Raw genomic sequence first — 15,086 nt, 5'->3', positions numbered from 1 at the left:
GAACGGTTCAGCCGCCGAGCGCGGCCAGGGCTTTCTGCACCTTCGGGACGTAGGCCTGGGTTTCGGCGCTGGGCGGGATGCCGTTGTGCCGGTGCACCGCGCCGCCACCGGCGTTGTAGGCGGCCAGGGCCAGCGGCACCGACTTGAATTCGCGCAGGTGGGAGGCGAGCAGCTTGGCCGCGCCGTTGATCGCCTGGGCGGGGTCGAAGGCGTCGTCGACCCCGAGTCCGCGGGCGGTGGCCGGCATCAGCTGCATCAGGCCCTGGGCGCCGACCTTGCTGACGGCCCGCGGGTTGTAGTCGGATTCGACCTTGGCGACGGCGGCGAGCAGTTTCGGGGAGACCCCGTGTTTGGCGCCGGCTTTCTCGAACAGGTCGGCGTACGGGACGCCGTTGAGCCCGGAGGTGGCGGCGCGCAGTCCGGCGGGGCGGATCGCGGACATGTCCTGGACGGCGGCGGCCGGCACCGTGTCGATGACCCGTCGGATGGCGCTGGGTTTCTCGTACACACTCTGGATCTTGACGTGGTCTCCGGGTTTGGGCGCCGCGATCATCTTGTTGTCGCCCAGGTAGATCGCCACGTGGTCGACGGGCGAGTTGAAGGCGAGGACGTCTCCGGGTTTCGCGTCGCTCAGCCCGGCGACCGGCCGCCCGGCCTTGGCCTGCTGCCACGAGTTGCGGGGCAGGTCGATGCCGAGGTCCTTGTAGGCGCGCTGGACGAATCCGGAGCAGTCGAGGCCCTTGTCCGGGTCGGTGCCGCCGAAGACGTACGGCGTGCCCAGGTATTTCTTGGCCGCCGTGACGACGTCCCCACCGCTGGGCCCGCCCGGTGCGCCGGGTGTGCCGCCGCCGGCTCCGGTGGCGCTGGCCAGCGCGGACGCGAACGACTTGCCGGCGGCGCCCTCGGTGGTGGTGGGGGCCGGGGCCGGGCTGAGCCCGAGTTGTTCCTGCAGTTGGGAGATGCGGGACATCACCCCGGTGACGCCCAGGCTCATTATTCGTCACCCCGGCTTCCGGCCGCGTTGCGCGCCTTGGCGGTCACCGCCAGTTCGTCCAGGTTCGCCTGGTCGGTGCGCAGGTCGTGGGCTTTGACGGTGGCGGCGTGCCGTTCGGCCATGAGTTCCACGGCGCGCCGTCGTTTCGCGGCGTCGGCGAGGTCGGCCATCCGTTCCCGTTCGACCTCTTCGGCGTCGGCGACCATGCGTTGCGCGCCGAAGACGCCGGCGGCGATGGACTGCCGGGCGGCGATCGCGGCGACCATGGCCCGGGCGGTGCCCTCGGTCGGCGCCTCGGCGCCCATCAGGGCCAGTTTGCGGCGTTTCAGCAGGGCTTCGGCTTCGCGGATCTCGGCTCGGGACTGGATCACGGCGCCCTTGGCGGCGTCCTCCTGTGCCTTGCGTGCGCGCAGGACGGGTGCCAGTCGGAAGAAGCGGTTCAAGGTCGGCCTCCTAGACGGGTCCGATGGGCCCTCACTGACCTGGTCGGTACGCCCGCCGATCCGCTGAGAGACTGCACCCGCTTCGCTCCCGACCTGCTCATTCAAAACCCACAAATCCCTTTTCTCGTACGAGACGGGAGGTCACCAACCGCAAGAAGCGGATCCCGTGACGACGCCGCGAGGAGGGACCGGGGCCGGGGCCGCCCCGCGACCGCCGGGCCGGGGGCGAGGGGTCACCGGTGGACGGATCCGGCCGGGGGAAACGGGAGGTCAGGTCGAGGCGATCAGGTCGTGCAGTTCCGCCCAGGACCCCTCGGCCGTGGTGCGGTCGTCCAGGTCCTGCCGCAGGAATCCGCTGATCCGGTCCCAGGCGCCGTTGGCCCGGTCCGCGTCCGGATTGGTGCCGGGCACGTAGGCGCCGATCTCGACCAGTTCCCGCACGTCCCGATGGGCGGCCATCAGCCGGCGCAGTTCGGTGGCGTCGGACCGCTGCTCCCGCGAAGTGATCTTGTTGGCGACCCGGGAGATCGAGTCCAGCGCCTGGATGGCCGGGAAGTGCCCGGCGGTGGCCAGTTTCCGGTCCAGCACGATGTGCCCGTCCAGGATCGACCGGGCCGCGTCGGCGATCGGCTCGTTGTGGTCGTCACCTTCGACGAGCACCGTGTACAGCCCGGTGATGCTGCCCCGGGCACCCGGCCCGGCCCGTTCCAGCAGCGAGGCGAGCATGGCGAACACCGACGGCGGGTACCCGCGGGTGGCCGGCGGTTCGCCGACCGAGAGCCCGACCTCGCGCTGGGCCATCGCCGCACGGGTCACGCTGTCCATCATCAGCAGCACGTCGGAACCCTCGTCCCGGTAGTACTCGGCGATCCGGGTGGCGACCGCGCCGGCCCGGAGCCGGACCAGCGGCGGCGTGTCCGAGGTGGCGATCACCAGCACCGACCGGGCCAGGCCTTCCGGTCCGAGGTCGTGCTCGATGAACTCGCGCACCTCACGGCCGCGCTCACCGACCAGGGCGACCACGTTGAGTTCGGCGGCGGTGCCCCGGGTGATCTGGCTCATCAGGGTCGACTTGCCGACGCCGGAGCCGGCGAAGATGCCGATGCGCTGGCCCTTGCCGCACGGGACGAGGGTGTCCAGAACCCGTACCCCCAACGACATCTGGGCCCCGACGAGCTGCCGTTCCATCGCCGAGGGCGGCGCCGCGTCGATCGGCACCAGCTGGCCGCGCAGGGGTGGCCCGCCGTCCATCGGGCGGCCGAGGCCGTCCAGGATGCGCCCGCGCAGGTCCGGGCCGACCGCGACGCGCAGCGGCCCGCCGGTGGTGAACGCCGGGGTGCCGGCGCCGAGTCCGGTGATCGGGCCGAGCGGCATGCAGGAGAGCCGGTCCCCGTCGAGGGCGGCCACCTCGGCCAGCACGACGTCGTCGCCGGTGCCGATCCGCAGCAGGTCGCCGACGTTGGCCTCGATCCCGCTGACGGTGACCCGCAGGCCGACCGCGCCGGTGACCCGTCCGCTGACCATCGGCCGGGCCGCGTGGATGGCACCCTGCAACCGGTGCTGGAAGAGGTCTGTCATGACGCTTCCTCTCTCAGGAAGTCAAAGCGCGCCGGTCGAAGGAAGGCCGCGCCGGGTCACAGGCGCAGGGCCTCGCGGGCCCGGGCCACCGCCGCGGCGATGGTGGCGTCGACGGTGGCGGTGCCGGTCTCGGCGACCGCGTCCCCGGGCTGGAGTCCCGGGGCGGGGCGGAGCCGGATCCGCCGGCCCTCGAAGTCGAAGTCCTCGCCGGTGCCCTCGCCGACCAGGTTGCGGAAGTCGTCCGGGTGCAGGCTGACGGTCAGCGGCCCGTGTTCGGGGGCCGCGGTCAGGGCCCGCCGGAGCCCGTCGGCGCCGCGTTCCGGGTCGTCGCGCAGGTGCCGGCCGATGATCCCCTCGGCCAGGTCCCAGGCGCTGGCGAGCACGACCTCCTGCAGCTCGGTGAAGGTCGGCATGAGCTGGTTCTCCAGGTCGGTGACGGCCCGGCCGAGAGCGTTGACGGCACTGTTCAGGGCGGCCGCCCGGCGGTGTTCGAGCGCCTCCTCGGCGGCGAGGGCGCGGGCGGTGGCGGCTTCGGAGGCCTCGGTGGCGTCCCGTTTGCCCTGCGCCCAGCCTTCGGCGTACCCGGCGGTCCGGGCGTCCTGTTTGGCTTTTTCGGTGGCTTTGGTGTCGATCGGGGTCTGGTTGCGCAGGTCGACGGCGAACCGCGCGGCGGCGGCGTTCTCGGCCGCCACCCCGCGGAGCACCCGGTCAGGCGATGAGCTCATCGACGTCCCCGCCACGCTGGATCTCGATCTGGCCGGAGTCCTCCAGCGAGCGGATCACGCTGACGATCTTGGCCTGGGCCTCCTCGACCATCTTGACCTTGACCGGTCCGAGCAGGTCCATCTCCTCGACCAGGTTCTCCCGGCCGCGTTCGGAGAGGTTCCGGGTGACCTTGTCGCGGACCCCCTCGGGCACACCCTTGAGAGCGCAGGCCAGGTCGGCCGGCTCCACCTGGCGCAGGATGAGCTGCACCGCGCGGTCCTCCAGGTTGATGACGTCCTCGAACATGAACATCCGCCGCCGGATCTCCTCGGCGAGTTCCGGGGAGCGCGTCTCGAGCGCCTCCAGGATCATCCGCTCGGTGGTCCGGTCGGCCCGGTTGATGATCTCGACGAGTGGCGCGAGGCCGCCGACCGTGGAGAGCTCGTCCGGCTGGAGCACGCTGGACAGCTTGCGCTGCAGGGCGGTCTCGACCTGGCGGATGATGTCCGGCGAGGTGCGGTCCATGATCGCGATCCGGTGCGCGACCTCGGTCTGCACCTCGAGCGGGAGCCCGGCCAGGATCGAGGACGCCAGACCGGCCGGTACGTGGGCCAGCACCAGGGCGATCGTCTGCGGGTGTTCGTACTGCACGTAGGAGAGCAGTTGCCGGGGGTCGGCGTGACTGAGGAAGTTGAACGGGATGTCGTTCATCGACGCTTCGAGCCGGTCCAGGATGAGCGCCGCCCGTTCCTTGCCGAGCGACGCCTCCAGCAGTTCCCGCGCGTAGTCCATGCCACCCGACCCGGCGTATCGGGTGGTCGCCATGGCGTAGAACTCGTCCATGATGTCGTCGACCTGGGTGGGGTCGAGCTTGCCCAGCCGAGCGACCTCGGCGGAGAGCATCTCGACCTCTTTCTCGGTCATGTTCGCCATGACCTCGGCAGCCTGTTCCCTGCCGAACTGCACCAGCATGATCGCGGCCTTGCGGATCCCGGTCATGGAGGTCGTGCTGAGCGCCGGTGTTGTCAACTGATGCTCCCGTGAATCAGCGGTTGCTCGCGTCGGCGGAGATCCAGCTGCGGATCAGAGTCGCGGTCTCCTCCGGCTTCTCCCGGACCAGCTCCTCGATCTCGCGGTGCCGTTCCTGTCGCGCCTCGTCTGACCTATCGGCAAGTTCCGGCATTTCCAGCGCGTGAGCGTGGATTACGTCGACCTCGGCGGCCCGCTGGGCCTCCAGAGCCGCCTGCATCTCCTCCAGGTGACGCCGTTCCTCGGCGGTGAGCTGCTGCTGGCGCTTCTTGGAGCGGCGGTTGGCCCGCCAGGCCAGCAGGATCAGCATCAGGACCACGAACACCAGGGCGCCGGTCTGGATCAGCTTGGTCTGCTGGGCCGACTTCTCGGCCGCCGCGGAGGCCTTCAGTTCCTCGGCCGCGGCCACCGCCTGGGTGTTGTTGAACGGCATCGAGGCCACCGCGATGGTGTCGCCCCGGGCCGGGTCGATGCCGGCCGCCGCGGAGACCAGCTGCTGCACCTCGTTGGGGTCGACCGAACCGGCCACCGTGCTGTCCAGCAGGACCGACACGTTGAGCCGCTTGATGCCACCGGGTGCGGCCCGCCGGACCTCCTCGGTCTCGTTGAAGAGCCGGGTCCGGGTCTCGTTCTTCTGCTGGTACTGGCCGTTGCCGCCGCCGTTGGGGACCTGCACGTTGTCCGGGCCGAGCACACCGCCCGCGGTGCTGCCGGTCCCGTTGTAGGTCTCGCTCTGCAGGTTCTCCTGCTGGGCCGGCAACGTCGGGTCGGAGGAGTACTTCTTGCTGCGGGTCTCGGTCTGGTCGAAGTCCAGGATCGGGGTGGTGGTGACCACCGAGTGGCCGGGGCCGACCAGGTTGTCCAGCATCCGCTGCAGGGAGCCGTTCAGCCGGTTCTGGAAGGTGGAGGTGGCCTGCTCGCTGGTGCCGTCCCCGCCCGTCGTGCCGACCGTGTTGCCGCCGCCGGTGGAGAGCATCCGGCCGTCCGAGCCGGCCACCGTGACCTGGGTCGGGTCGAGGCCTTCGACACTCGACGCGACCAGGTGCACGATCGACTGCACCTGCTGCTGGTTGAGTTCGTTGTTGCCCTTCGAGGCGACCAGGACCGACGCGGTCGGTTTCGACTGGTCGTCGGCGAAGACGTCGTCCTTGGGGAGGACCAGGTGCACGGTCGCGGCCTCGACCCCGTCGATCGCCTTGATCGTGTTGGACAGCTCGCCCTCCAGCGCCCGCTGGTAGTTCGCGTGCTGCATGAAGTCGCTGGTGGTGATGCCCTGCTGGTCCAGCAGCGAGTAGCCGGTGCCCTCGTCGTTGGGCAGGCCCTCGCCGGAGAGCTGGAGCCGGAGCTGGTTCACCTGGTCGCGGGGCACCAGGATGGTCGCGCCCTCGTTGGCCAGCTCGTACGAGGTGCCGGCCTTCTGCAACGACTCGACGATGGCGCTGGCGTCCTTGGTGGACAGGTTGTTGAAGAGGATCTGGTAGGACGGCTTGGACGCCCAGACGGCGAAGAAGTATCCGCCGACGGCGAGCGCGAGAACCGCGAACACGGTGACAGCCTTCTGGCCCGGTGTGAAGGACCTGAAGGTGTCCGTGACGCGGCGTACCGGAGCGGGAAGGCGATCGGTCATGTCAGTCTGTGCCTTCCCGGGCATGCCCTCCCGGCCCTTGCTTCGCTGCGGTGCAGTCGGGTCATGCCTGCATCCTCATGATCTCCTGGAAGGCCTCCACGGCCTTGTTCCGGACAGCCATGGTGAGCTGGAGTCCGAGGGACGCCTCGGTGGCGGCCATCGTGTATTGCGCCGGGTCGGCCAGCCGGCCGTCGGCCACCTGTACGGCCAGGTCGCTCGCGTGCGCCTGGGACGCCTGGACGTTCTCGATGCCCTTGGCGAGCATGCCGGCGAAGTCGTTGTTGGGGCCCTGCGTGGGCGCGCTCTCCGAACTGCCGAGCATGCTGCCCAGGCCGTTGAGCCCGCCGAGGCCGACACCGCGTTCGCTGATGCCCCCGACGGCGGAGAAGCCGCCGATGCCGCTGACGGAGCCGATCGGTGAGGTCATGGTGATCACTTCCCGAGGTTGATCGCGGCGGTGTACGACTCTTTCGCCCGGTCCACGACCGAGAGGTTGGCCTGGTAGGCGCGCTGGGCCATCATCAGCTGGGCCATCTGGCTGCCCATGTCGATGTCCGGCCGGCGGACGTAGCCCTCGGCGTCGGCGAGCGGGTTGTCCGGCTCGTAGGCGAGGATGCCCTCGGCGCTGCCGTACTGGATCCCGGCGACCTCGGCCCCGTTGCCGTCCTGCGCGGCCCGGGCCTGGACGTACCGGGCCTGGAAGGCGTTCTCGTTGGTCCGGGTGGTGGTGTTGATGTTCGAGAGGTTGTCGGACACCGCGTCCAGCCACTTGCGGTAGACGGTGACTCCGCTGCCCGCGACCCCGATGGCGTTGAAGGTGCTCATGATCAGGCTCCCTTGATGGCTTCGCGCAGCGAGCCGTACTTGCCGTCCAGGGCCCGGATGGCGAGGCTGTAGCGCATCGACGTGTCGATGTGCTGCAGCGTCTCCTGATCGAGGTTGACGTTGTTCCCGTTGAGCCGGGTGGGCTCGAGCGAATTCATCACGCTCGGGGTCACCCCGGAGGGCGACTGGCCCTGGGCGACGGCACTCTGCAGCGCTTCCTCGAATTTGACCTTACGGGCCCGGTACCCAGGGGTCTCGATGTTGGCGATGTTGTTGGCGATGGCCTGTTGGCGAGCGGCGAGTCCGGTGACGGCGACGCGGAGTGCGGACGACGCTTGATCTTCGAACATGGGTGCCCCCTGAGTCGGTATCCGTTCAGGTCGCCGTTCCGTGGCAGTTCGGTGAGCAATCCGTTGCTCGTACCCTGCACTTCGGCGTGCCCGCCGATCCGCTGAGTCCCAACCGGTTGCCGAGAGGTTGCACACACGAAAAAGGCCCCGGGGATCCGGGGCCTTCTCTCACATCGCGAAATCGAGATAAACAGGTCTCTTGACCGCTTCGCCGGTCTCGATCCGGGACGTCGCCGCCATCTGCTGGCGGTTCGCGGTGAGCCGCCGGGCGATCTCCTCGGCGGCGGCGAGCTGCCGGGTGAGGATCTCGTCGGCCCGCGGCCGGAGTTCCAGCGGCAGGGCGCCCAGATCGGTGGGTGGCACCCACGGGTTCGCCGGTGGTGTCTCGGCGAGCCGGCGCTCGTCGGCGAGCATGGTCTCGACCGCGAGGACGTCCATCTCCAGGTCGTCCAGCGCGGCCGTCCAGGCCGCCCGCCAGTCGAGGCTGTTCGCCGTCGGCGCGGTCATGTCGTGGCCGAGGCTGCTTCGCGCCATGCGTCCCGCAGCGGCTCGAGCAGATCGCGGCAGTTCGCCACCCGATCCGCGTCCTGCCTGATGTTCGCCCCGATCAGCTCGGTCAGGATGAAACCGTAGAGATTGGCCAGGCCGGGAGCGCCGTCCCAGGCGTCGACGTCCAGGGTCACCCGCAGTTCCAGCACGATCTCCTGCGCGTGGGTGATCTTGTCGTTGGCCGTCTCCCGGTCCTGGCCGCGGATCGCCTCCTCGCCCTGGATGAGATCGAGGATCAGACGGTCGTAGAGCATGATCAGCAACTTGGCGGGCGACGCCGTGTTGATCGAGTCCTGCAGGTAACGATCGCGGAGGTTGGGTGCGCTCATCAGTGTCCCTCGGGCTGCGGTTGTCGACTACTTCGTCAGCCGGCGAGCTGTCCGGAGAGCCAGTTTCCCTGGTTCTTCAGCTTGCCCAGCGAGCTCTCCAGAGCCGCGTACTGCCGCTGCAGTGACTCCTTGCGGACGGCCAGCCGGACGTCCCAGTTTTCGATCTGCTCGTTGAGCGAATCGATCTCATCCTTGCGGCCGGTGATGACGTTGGTGACGATTTTCGACTGTTTGTCGTTCAGGGTGCGGACCTGGCTGCCGAAGGCCATCCCGGCTTCCTGGACCTTGGTCGGGTCGTCGGCATACGCCTTGGCGAACGCGGTCGCGTCGAAGGCGAGCTGTCCGTCCTTGCTCAGGGAGACGCCGAGCTGACTGAGCGAGCCGAAGTTGACCGATTGTTTGGACTCGACCCCGTTGACGGTAGTCGTCTTGTCGTACGTCAGGCCGTTGCTGATCATGCTCAGCAACGACTGGTTCATCTGCCGGACGGTGAAGTCGCCGGTCAGTGGAGAGCCGGCCCGCGTGTCCGGGTCGTACGCCGTCTGGCTCTTGATCTCGGCGAGCGACGCGTTGGCGGCGTCGACCAGGGCCTGCATCTTGGCGGTGATGGCAGTGGAGTCGGAGGTGGCGTCGATCGTCACGCCGGTCTCAAGCTTGGAGACCGCGATCGTCACACCGGGCATCAGCGCGCTGAACGTGTTGGTGGTGCTGTTGACCTTGTACTCGGCGGCGGTGCCCGGGTTGACGGTCAGCGTCGCGTCCTTGGCGGCCGTGGTCTCCAGCCCGCTCCCGTTGGTGCCGATGCCCTCCAGGCCGGTGATCTGGAAACCGCTCGCGGCACCGGTCTTCATACCGGTGAACTGGACGACACCCTCGTTGCCCGAGGTGGTCACCGGGTAGGCGCGGATGCCGAGACTGACGCCGTTGGCATCGGCCGCCGAGTTGACCGCGGCGGTGAGGCTGTCCGCCTTCCGCGGTTCCGGGATGGTGACCTCCACCGGATCGCCGACCGCGGTGAACTGGTCGACACCGTTGGAGTCGGTGCTCCAACTGCCCGGCTGGATGGTGATGGACGTGGGGAAGGTGCCCTCGGCGGTGGTGTCGGCAACCTTGATGATCGAGGTCTGGGCGCGGGCCACCGAGCTGACGTCGAACTTGAGGTTGCCGGTCATACCGGCCAGCCCGCCGGAGGCGGTGGCGGTGACACCTGTCGAGCTCGAGGTCGCGGTGAGCGCCCGCCACGAGGCGAGCGAGCCCAGCGAGTCGGCCGCCGACTTGGTGGCCTTGAGTTTGGAGTTGACCGACTGGTACGAGGAGATGACGGTCTGAGCGGTCGCGACCTTGGTCTTGAGTTTGGTCTGCGGTGCCGATTCGACCTGCATCAGCTGGGTGATCATGGATGAGGTGTTGAGACCGCTGGCAAGGCCGTCCACGGAGCTGCCCATGGGGAACCCACTTTCGTACCGAGCGGGGGTAGCCGGCTGGGCCAGCCGGCTACCCCCTTACTTGTTCAGCTGACTGAGCTGGATCAGCGGAGCAGCGAGAGCACGTTCTGCGAGGCCTGGTTGGCCTGCGACAGCATGGACGTACCGGCCTGGGTCAGGATCTGGTTGCGGGTGAAGCCGACCATCTCCTGGGCCATGTCGGTGTCACGGATACGCGACTCCGACGCGGACAGGTTCTCGACCGACACGTTCAGGTTGTTGATCGTGTGCTCGAACCGGTTCTGGCTCGCACCGAGCTTGGCGCGGTCGTCGGACACCTGCTGGATCGCGGTGTCCAGGACCTCCATCGCCTCGGTCGCGCCGGACTTGCCGCCGGTCGTGGTGGCCAGCTTGGTGAGGTCGAGGCTGTTGAGGCCGAGCGTCTGGGAGTTGATGGCCCGGATGCCGACGCTCAGGGTCTCGCCCGAGTTGGCGCCGATCTGGAAGTCGCCGTTGGTGGCCTTGGTGTTGGCGGTCGACGGGCCGGTGAGGCCCATGTTGGCGGCGCTCAAATCGAACCCGGTGGAGCCGGAGGCCTTGAACGAGAGGTCACCGGTGGCCTTGTCGACCGAGGCGGAGACCTCCAGGGTGACGTCGCCGTGGCCGGCGTCGCGCAGGGCGTTGGCGATCGCGTCGTTCACCTTCGCGGCGGCGGCCTGCGGCGCGAGCGGCGTGGTGCCACCGTCCGAGGTCAGGTCGACGTCCGCGATGTTGATGTTGACGGCCTTGCCACCGAGGCTGGTGATCGAGATGGCGCCGGAGCTGGCCGGCGAGTTGGTCTTCGGGTAGGGGTCGTTCGGCGGGTTGGCCGCGGTGCCGGCGATGGTGGTGCCGGTGCTGGTGGCCCGCATGCCGAAGTTGCCGTCGAGCAGCTTCGACTTACCGAAGGCGGTGGTGTCGCTGACCCGGTCGATCTCGGCGGCCAGCTGGGTGAACTCGGCGTTCGCGGCCTTCTTGGCGCTGTCGTCGAGGGAGGCGTTGTTGGCCTGGACGGCGAGGTCGCGCATGCGCTGGAGCATCGAGGTGGTCTCGTTGAGCGCACCCTCAGCGGTCTGCACGACGCTGATCGCGTCCTGGGCGTTGCGAACAGCGACCTTCAGACCGCCGGTCTGCGAGCGCAGACCCTCGGAGATCGAGAGGCCGGCCGCGTCGTCGGACGCCCGGTTGATGCGGAAACCGCTGGAGAGCTTCTCGAGCGACTTCGACATCTGGTTGTCCGTGACGGACAGGTTCCGGTAGGCGTTCTGCGCGGCGATGTTCTGATTGATACGGAGACCCATGGGTTGTTTCCTCCTTGACTGGGGTCTGTCCGGCCCGTCCGTGAGCCGATGTGTTACGCCAGAACCCATCGGCGCGGTGCCGAGAGGCCATGAGGATTCTCCGAAATTTTCTCGGCCTTTCAGGGCAAAACGGAGAAGCCCCGATCGGGAGAAACCACTCAGTGGCAGGGCTGATGTGCCGACCTGTCCGAATGAGCGGGTCTGCCGGAGGGGTGGCCCGACAACGCCGTACGACGGAGGACCGGTGAGCCTGACCGACCTGGCCAGTGTCCTCTGGCGCTCACGCGAGCTGCTGGAGATGCTGCTGTTCAAGCTTGAGGAGGAGCAGTTGCTCCTCGCGGCCAACCGGTCGAGATGGCTCAGCCACGCCACCCGTGAGGTGGAGGTGGTCCTGGATCAGATCCGGCAGACCGAGGTGATCCGGGCGGCGTACTCACAGGAGGTCGCGGCGGAACTCGGTCTCTCGCCGGAGGCGTCCCTCGGGGAGCTCGCCGACGCCGCTCCCGATCCCTGGTCGGATCTCCTGCACCAGCACCGAAAAGCGTTCCTGATGTTGACGGCGGAGATCCGGGCCCTGGCCGACGTCAACCGGGAACTGCTCACCGCCGGCCAGCGGGCGGCTCGCGAAACCATGCTCGCGTTCGCCGAGACTGTGGAAACGTACGGACCGCAGGGCCAGACCGTCAGCGGCGCCGTGCGGCGCCCCACCCTGGTTGATGAGGCGATGTAATGGGCGGCTCTTTCAGCGGTATCAACACGGCGCTCACCTCGCTCTACGCGCAGCGCCGCGGCCTGGACGTCACGGGCCAGAACATCGCGAACGCGAGCACCGAGGGATACACCCGGCAACGGGTGGTCATGAAGTCGGTGAACGACAACACGCACGCCGGCATCTACGCCACCTCGGACGGGGTGGGCAACGGCGTCGCGATCAAGTCGGTCGAGCGGATGGCGAACTCGGCGCTCGACCAGCGCAGTTACACCGAGCACGGCAATTCGGCGTACCAGAACACCAAGGCCACCGCGTACGGGTTGATGGAGGACGTCTTCGGTGAACCCAGTGACACCGCTCTCCAGGCCCGTATGCAGGACATGTGGGACGGCTGGAACGAGGTGGCGTCCAACTTCGACAAACCGGCCACCAAGTCGGCGATGCTCGAACAGTCGGCCACCGTCGCGGCGTCGCTGAACGACGCGGCGGCGTCGCTGAACAACCAGTACAAGTCGACCCGGGCCGGCCTGGACACCTCGGTCAGCGAGGTGAACAAGACGGCCGAGTCGATCGCCAAGCTGAACCACGAGATCGTGCTGGCCACCCAGTCCGGTCTGCAGGCCAACGAGCTGCAGGACGAGCGCGGCCGGCAGATCCTCAAACTGTCCGAGCTGGCCGGCGCCACCGTGACCGACCAGCCGAACGGCGCCGTCAACGTATTCCTCGGCAACGCACCCCTGGTGAGTGAGTTCAAAGCCCGTGAGATCTGGGTCACCCCGGGAAGTGCGCAGCGGATGGAGGACCTGGCCACCACCGAGGTCAACCTGCAGTGGAAGGACGTCGGCACCCCGGTCTCCTCCGGCGGCAGCATGGGCGCCCAGATGGAGATGGTCGCCCGCGGCGGCACGATCCAGGGCATGTCGAACCGGCTCGACAAGGTCGCCACCACCCTGGCCGAGAACGTCAACACCGTCCACAGTGCCGGGTACAGCACCACCGGCGTCACCGGACTGGACTTCTTCGTCTCGAACGACGACAACCCGCTGTCGGCGGCGAACATCGGGGTCAACCGGGACCTGATGTCCGATGTGAACAAGGTGGCCGTCTCGTCCGGCGACCCGAACGGCGTCGGCACCACCACCCGGATCCTGAACGGCAACGTCGCCGACCAGCTCGCCGACCTGGCCGACTCGAAGACCGGCGCCGACTCGGAGTACCAGTCGATGATCGGCGACCTCGGGGTGGCGTCCCAGTCGTCGATCCGCCGCCGGGACATCCAGAACGCGGTCACCGATCAGGTCGACGCCGCCCGTAGCGCCGAGTCCGGGGTCAACCTGGACGAGGAGATGACCAATCTGCTCACGTACCAGCGCGGGTACGAGGCCGCGTCCCGCGTCCTCACCACCATCGACTCGATGCTCGATCAGCTGATCAACCGCACCGGTCTGGTCGGCAGGTAGGGGGTGGACCGATGACCAGCCCACGAGTCACCGAGAGTGGCGTCCGTACCCGGACCATGCAGAGTCTGCAGCGCAGTCTGGGCCGCACCCAGACCGCGCAGGACCAGATCTCCAGCGGCAAGCAGCTGCGGCGCCCGTCGGACTCGCCGACCGGCACCGTCTCCGCGCTGCAGTTGCGGCAGGAGGTGCGCGCGAACAAGAAGTACTCGGCCAACGCCGACGACGCGATGGGCCGGCTCGGCACCGTCCAGGACACTCTGAAGAGCGTCTACGAGCAGGTGCAGCGCACCCGCACACTGACTCTGGAGGCGGCCAGCGCCGGCGGCGGCAGCACGCCGCAGGCGAACCAGGCGCGGGCCGAGGAGATCGACGAGATCAAGGGTCTGATCGTCCAGTTCGCCAACGCGAAGTACCTGCAGCGGCCGGTGTTCGGCGGGTCCACTCCGGACGCGGCCGCCTACGGCACCGGTGGTGACTACACCGGTGAGGTCGAGGGCGAGACGATGCGGACCATCGGGCCGAACGCGCGGATCCGGGTCGACGTGCGCGGCCCGGAGGTGTTCGGCGCGGACATGATGCCGGACGGGACCACCCCGAACGAACAACAGTTGTTCAAGGTCCTCGACTCCCTTTCCACCGCGATGCGTACCGGTGATGCCGATGGCATTCAGACCGGGCTACAAAATCTTGATAAAGCTACGGAAACCCTGAACTCCACCCTTTCGGACGTAGGTGCCCGATATAATCGGGTTACACAGATGAAGCAGTCCGCAGAGGATCGCTTGATGTCCGTGTCGTCGCAGCTGTCCGATATCGAGGATGTCGACCTGCCAAAGGCGATCATGGAATTGCAAATGCAGCAGACCTCGTATCAGGCCGCCCTGGCCGCCACGGCCAAGGTGATCCAGCCCTCGCTCATCGATTTCCTGAGGTGACCATGACTACTCGCACCGCGTCCCGACCGATTGAGGCCACGATGTCCGACCCGTCGTTGGGGCTGCCGACCATCTCCATGGCCGTGCCCATGCCGGGGTTCCCGGCGCATCGGGAGTTCGTATTGGTGCGCCTCAACGACGACGGTCTTCTCTACGCGCTCACCTCCACCGAGGAGCCGGAGCTGCGTTTCCTGGTGGCCCCGCCGGAGCCGTTCTTCCCGGAGTACGCCCCGGAGATCGAGAACCACGTGTTCGCGGCCCTGAACACCAAGGACCCGGACCGGCTGCTGCTGCTCACGGTGATCACCGCGGGGGAGCACGAGACGACCGCCAACCTGCTCGCCCCGATCGTGGTGGACCGCGACAGCATGCGGGCCATGCAGGTCGTGCTCACCGGGGTCGACTACCCGGTCCGGGCGATCCTCAACCGGAACTTCTGATCCTCGCGTACTCGAGGCGCGGTCGCGGTTCGTCGCGGCCGCGCCTTCTGTCCGTTCCATGGATGGAGGAGGGCTCCGATGCTTGTGCTGACCCGGCGGTCCGGGGAGAGCGTGATGATCGGCGACGACGTCGTCATCACCGTCCTCGAAGCCCGCGGTGACGTCATCCGGCTGGGCATCCAGGCCCCCCGGGAGGTGCAGGTGCATCGCGAGGAGGTCTACCGCGAACTGCAGGAGGCCAACCGGTCGGCCGCCTCGCCGACCCCGGACGCGGTACACGCGCTCACCCGCATGCTGGACAAACCCGATAAGAACGACGAGTAGCGATCTCCCGCCGGAACCGCCC

18 protein-coding genes are annotated in these 15,086 nt (G+C 68.3%); 5 read left to right on the top strand and 13 right to left on the bottom strand.

All coding sequences use genetic code 11. From position 1 onward, the window contains the following. Nucleotides 1-7 precede the first annotated feature (7 nt). The 13 genes from Aco03nite_RS19020 to Aco03nite_RS18960 all read right to left on the bottom strand — a co-directional run bounded on the left by Aco03nite_RS19020 (nt 8) and on the right by Aco03nite_RS18960 (nt 11,193). Nucleotides 8-994: a transglycosylase SLT domain-containing protein gene (locus Aco03nite_RS19020; protein ID WP_203796709.1), complete on the bottom strand. Its 987-nt coding sequence runs from the start codon at nt 992-994 to the stop codon at nt 8-10. Then, a complete protein-coding gene (locus Aco03nite_RS19015; protein WP_203796708.1) occupies nt 994-1,437 on the bottom strand; it encodes a flagellar FliJ family protein in 444 nt (147 codons plus the stop codon). Before Aco03nite_RS19015 ends, Aco03nite_RS19020 begins: the two co-directional genes overlap by 1 nt. Nucleotides 1,438-1,707: 270 nt before the next feature. Beyond that, entirely contained in the window at nt 1,708-3,015 is a 1,308-nt protein-coding gene (locus Aco03nite_RS19010) for a FliI/YscN family ATPase (RefSeq protein WP_203796707.1), read from the bottom strand. Nucleotides 3,016-3,071: 56 nt separating this feature from the next. Further along, nucleotides 3,072-3,740: a FliH/SctL family protein gene (locus Aco03nite_RS19005; protein WP_239145268.1), complete on the bottom strand. Its 669-nt coding sequence runs from the start codon at nt 3,738-3,740 to the stop codon at nt 3,072-3,074. After that, complete coding sequence (gene fliG / locus Aco03nite_RS19000; protein WP_239145267.1) at nt 3,724-4,719, bottom strand: flagellar motor switch protein FliG; 996 nt, start codon at nt 4,717-4,719, stop codon at nt 3,724-3,726. The genes Aco03nite_RS19005 and fliG overlap by 17 nt, the downstream gene beginning before the upstream one ends. Nucleotides 4,720-4,765: 46 nt before the next feature. Beyond that, complete coding sequence (gene fliF / locus Aco03nite_RS18995) at nt 4,766-6,376, bottom strand: flagellar basal-body MS-ring/collar protein FliF (RefSeq protein WP_203796705.1); 1,611 nt, start codon at nt 6,374-6,376, stop codon at nt 4,766-4,768. Nucleotides 6,377-6,437: 61 nt separating this feature from the next. Continuing rightward, on the bottom strand, nt 6,438-6,803 hold the full coding sequence (gene fliE, locus Aco03nite_RS18990) for a flagellar hook-basal body complex protein FliE (protein WP_203796704.1): 366 nt from the start codon (nt 6,801-6,803) through the stop codon (nt 6,438-6,440). 5 nt (nt 6,804-6,808) lie between these two features. Then, on the bottom strand, nt 6,809-7,201 hold the full coding sequence (locus Aco03nite_RS18985) for a flagellar basal body rod protein FlgC (protein WP_203796703.1): 393 nt from the start codon (nt 7,199-7,201) through the stop codon (nt 6,809-6,811). Between the two features lie 2 nt (nt 7,202-7,203). Beyond that, nucleotides 7,204-7,551, bottom strand: a complete 348-nt coding sequence (gene flgB / locus Aco03nite_RS18980) for a flagellar basal body rod protein FlgB (RefSeq protein ID WP_203796702.1) — start codon at nt 7,549-7,551, stop codon at nt 7,204-7,206. A 168-nt stretch (nt 7,552-7,719) separates the two neighbouring features. After that, on the bottom strand, nt 7,720-8,058 hold the full coding sequence (locus Aco03nite_RS18975) for a hypothetical protein (RefSeq protein WP_203796701.1): 339 nt from the start codon (nt 8,056-8,058) through the stop codon (nt 7,720-7,722). Next, on the bottom strand, nt 8,055-8,429 hold the full coding sequence (gene fliS / locus Aco03nite_RS18970; protein ID WP_203796700.1) for a flagellar export chaperone FliS: 375 nt from the start codon (nt 8,427-8,429) through the stop codon (nt 8,055-8,057). The genes Aco03nite_RS18975 and fliS overlap by 4 nt, the downstream gene beginning before the upstream one ends. Nucleotides 8,430-8,464: 35 nt before the next feature. Beyond that, the gene (fliD, locus tag Aco03nite_RS18965; protein WP_203796699.1) at nt 8,465-9,874 is read right to left on the bottom strand and encodes a flagellar filament capping protein FliD; all 1,410 of its coding nucleotides are present in this window, start codon (nt 9,872-9,874) and stop codon (nt 8,465-8,467) included. 83 nt (nt 9,875-9,957) lie between these two features. Further along, nucleotides 9,958-11,193, bottom strand: a complete 1,236-nt coding sequence (locus Aco03nite_RS18960) for a flagellin N-terminal helical domain-containing protein (RefSeq protein ID WP_203796698.1) — start codon at nt 11,191-11,193, stop codon at nt 9,958-9,960. Nucleotides 11,194-11,437: 244 nt separating this feature from the next. Between Aco03nite_RS18960 and Aco03nite_RS18955 the strand changes: the two genes are divergently transcribed. The 5 genes from Aco03nite_RS18955 to csrA all read left to right on the top strand — a co-directional run bounded on the left by Aco03nite_RS18955 (nt 11,438) and on the right by csrA (nt 15,064). After that, the gene (locus Aco03nite_RS18955) at nt 11,438-11,923 is read left to right on the top strand and encodes a flagellar protein FlgN (RefSeq protein ID WP_203796697.1); all 486 of its coding nucleotides are present in this window, start codon (nt 11,438-11,440) and stop codon (nt 11,921-11,923) included. After that, nucleotides 11,923-13,365, top strand: coding sequence for a flagellar hook-associated protein FlgK (gene flgK, locus Aco03nite_RS18950; protein WP_203796696.1), 1,443 nt, complete (start codon nt 11,923-11,925; stop codon nt 13,363-13,365). The genes Aco03nite_RS18955 and flgK overlap by 1 nt, the downstream gene beginning before the upstream one ends. A 56-nt stretch (nt 13,366-13,421) precedes the next feature. Further along, on the top strand, nt 13,422-14,300 hold the full coding sequence (locus tag Aco03nite_RS18945) for a flagellin N-terminal helical domain-containing protein (RefSeq protein WP_239145265.1): 879 nt from the start codon (nt 13,422-13,424) through the stop codon (nt 14,298-14,300). Between the two features lie 41 nt (nt 14,301-14,341). Then, nucleotides 14,342-14,740, top strand: a complete 399-nt coding sequence (gene fliW / locus Aco03nite_RS18940; RefSeq protein ID WP_239145264.1) for a flagellar assembly protein FliW — start codon at nt 14,342-14,344, stop codon at nt 14,738-14,740. 78 nt (nt 14,741-14,818) lie between these two features. After that, nucleotides 14,819-15,064, top strand: coding sequence for a carbon storage regulator CsrA (gene csrA, locus Aco03nite_RS18935; protein ID WP_203796693.1), 246 nt, complete (start codon nt 14,819-14,821; stop codon nt 15,062-15,064). Nucleotides 15,065-15,086 lie beyond the last annotated feature (22 nt).

It is taken from the genome of Actinoplanes couchii (genome assembly GCF_016862075.1).
GTDB classification, from domain to species: Bacteria; Actinomycetota; Actinomycetes; order Mycobacteriales; family Micromonosporaceae; genus Actinoplanes; species Actinoplanes couchii.
Note: the sequence above shows the minus strand (reverse complement) of the source record. Positions and strands in the feature narration are given on the sequence as shown.

What these genes read in the sequence shown, in the direction of transcription:
- fliW (WP_239145264.1), top strand. Translation starts at nt 14,342, where the DNA reads ATGTCCGACCCGTCGTTGGGGCTGCCGACCATCTCCATGGCCGTGCCC.
- Aco03nite_RS18945 (WP_239145265.1), top strand. Translation starts at nt 13,422, where the DNA reads ATGCAGAGTCTGCAGCGCAGTCTGGGCCGCACCCAGACCGCGCAGGAC.
- Aco03nite_RS18985 (WP_203796703.1), bottom strand. Translation starts at nt 7,201, where the DNA reads ATGAGCACCTTCAACGCCATCGGGGTCGCGGGCAGCGGAGTCACCGTC.
- csrA (WP_203796693.1), top strand. Translation starts at nt 14,819, where the DNA reads ATGCTTGTGCTGACCCGGCGGTCCGGGGAGAGCGTGATGATCGGCGAC.
- Aco03nite_RS19005 (WP_239145268.1), bottom strand. Translation starts at nt 3,740, where the DNA reads ATGAGCTCATCGCCTGACCGGGTGCTCCGCGGGGTGGCGGCCGAGAAC.
- fliD (WP_203796699.1), bottom strand. Translation starts at nt 9,874, where the DNA reads ATGGGCAGCTCCGTGGACGGCCTTGCCAGCGGTCTCAACACCTCATCC.
- fliE (WP_203796704.1), bottom strand. Translation starts at nt 6,803, where the DNA reads ATGACCTCACCGATCGGCTCCGTCAGCGGCATCGGCGGCTTCTCCGCC.
- fliG (WP_239145267.1), bottom strand. Translation starts at nt 4,719, where the DNA reads ATGACCGGGATCCGCAAGGCCGCGATCATGCTGGTGCAGTTCGGCAGG.
- fliS (WP_203796700.1), bottom strand. Translation starts at nt 8,429, where the DNA reads ATGAGCGCACCCAACCTCCGCGATCGTTACCTGCAGGACTCGATCAAC.
- Aco03nite_RS19020 (WP_203796709.1), bottom strand. Translation starts at nt 994, where the DNA reads ATGAGCCTGGGCGTCACCGGGGTGATGTCCCGCATCTCCCAACTGCAG.
- flgB (WP_203796702.1), bottom strand. Translation starts at nt 7,551, where the DNA reads ATGTTCGAAGATCAAGCGTCGTCCGCACTCCGCGTCGCCGTCACCGGA.
- Aco03nite_RS18960 (WP_203796698.1), bottom strand. Translation starts at nt 11,193, where the DNA reads ATGGGTCTCCGTATCAATCAGAACATCGCCGCGCAGAACGCCTACCGG.
- Aco03nite_RS19010 (WP_203796707.1), bottom strand. Translation starts at nt 3,015, where the DNA reads ATGACAGACCTCTTCCAGCACCGGTTGCAGGGTGCCATCCACGCGGCC.
- fliF (WP_203796705.1), bottom strand. Translation starts at nt 6,376, where the DNA reads ATGACCGATCGCCTTCCCGCTCCGGTACGCCGCGTCACGGACACCTTC.
- Aco03nite_RS18975 (WP_203796701.1), bottom strand. Translation starts at nt 8,058, where the DNA reads ATGACCGCGCCGACGGCGAACAGCCTCGACTGGCGGGCGGCCTGGACG.
- flgK (WP_203796696.1), top strand. Translation starts at nt 11,923, where the DNA reads ATGGGCGGCTCTTTCAGCGGTATCAACACGGCGCTCACCTCGCTCTAC.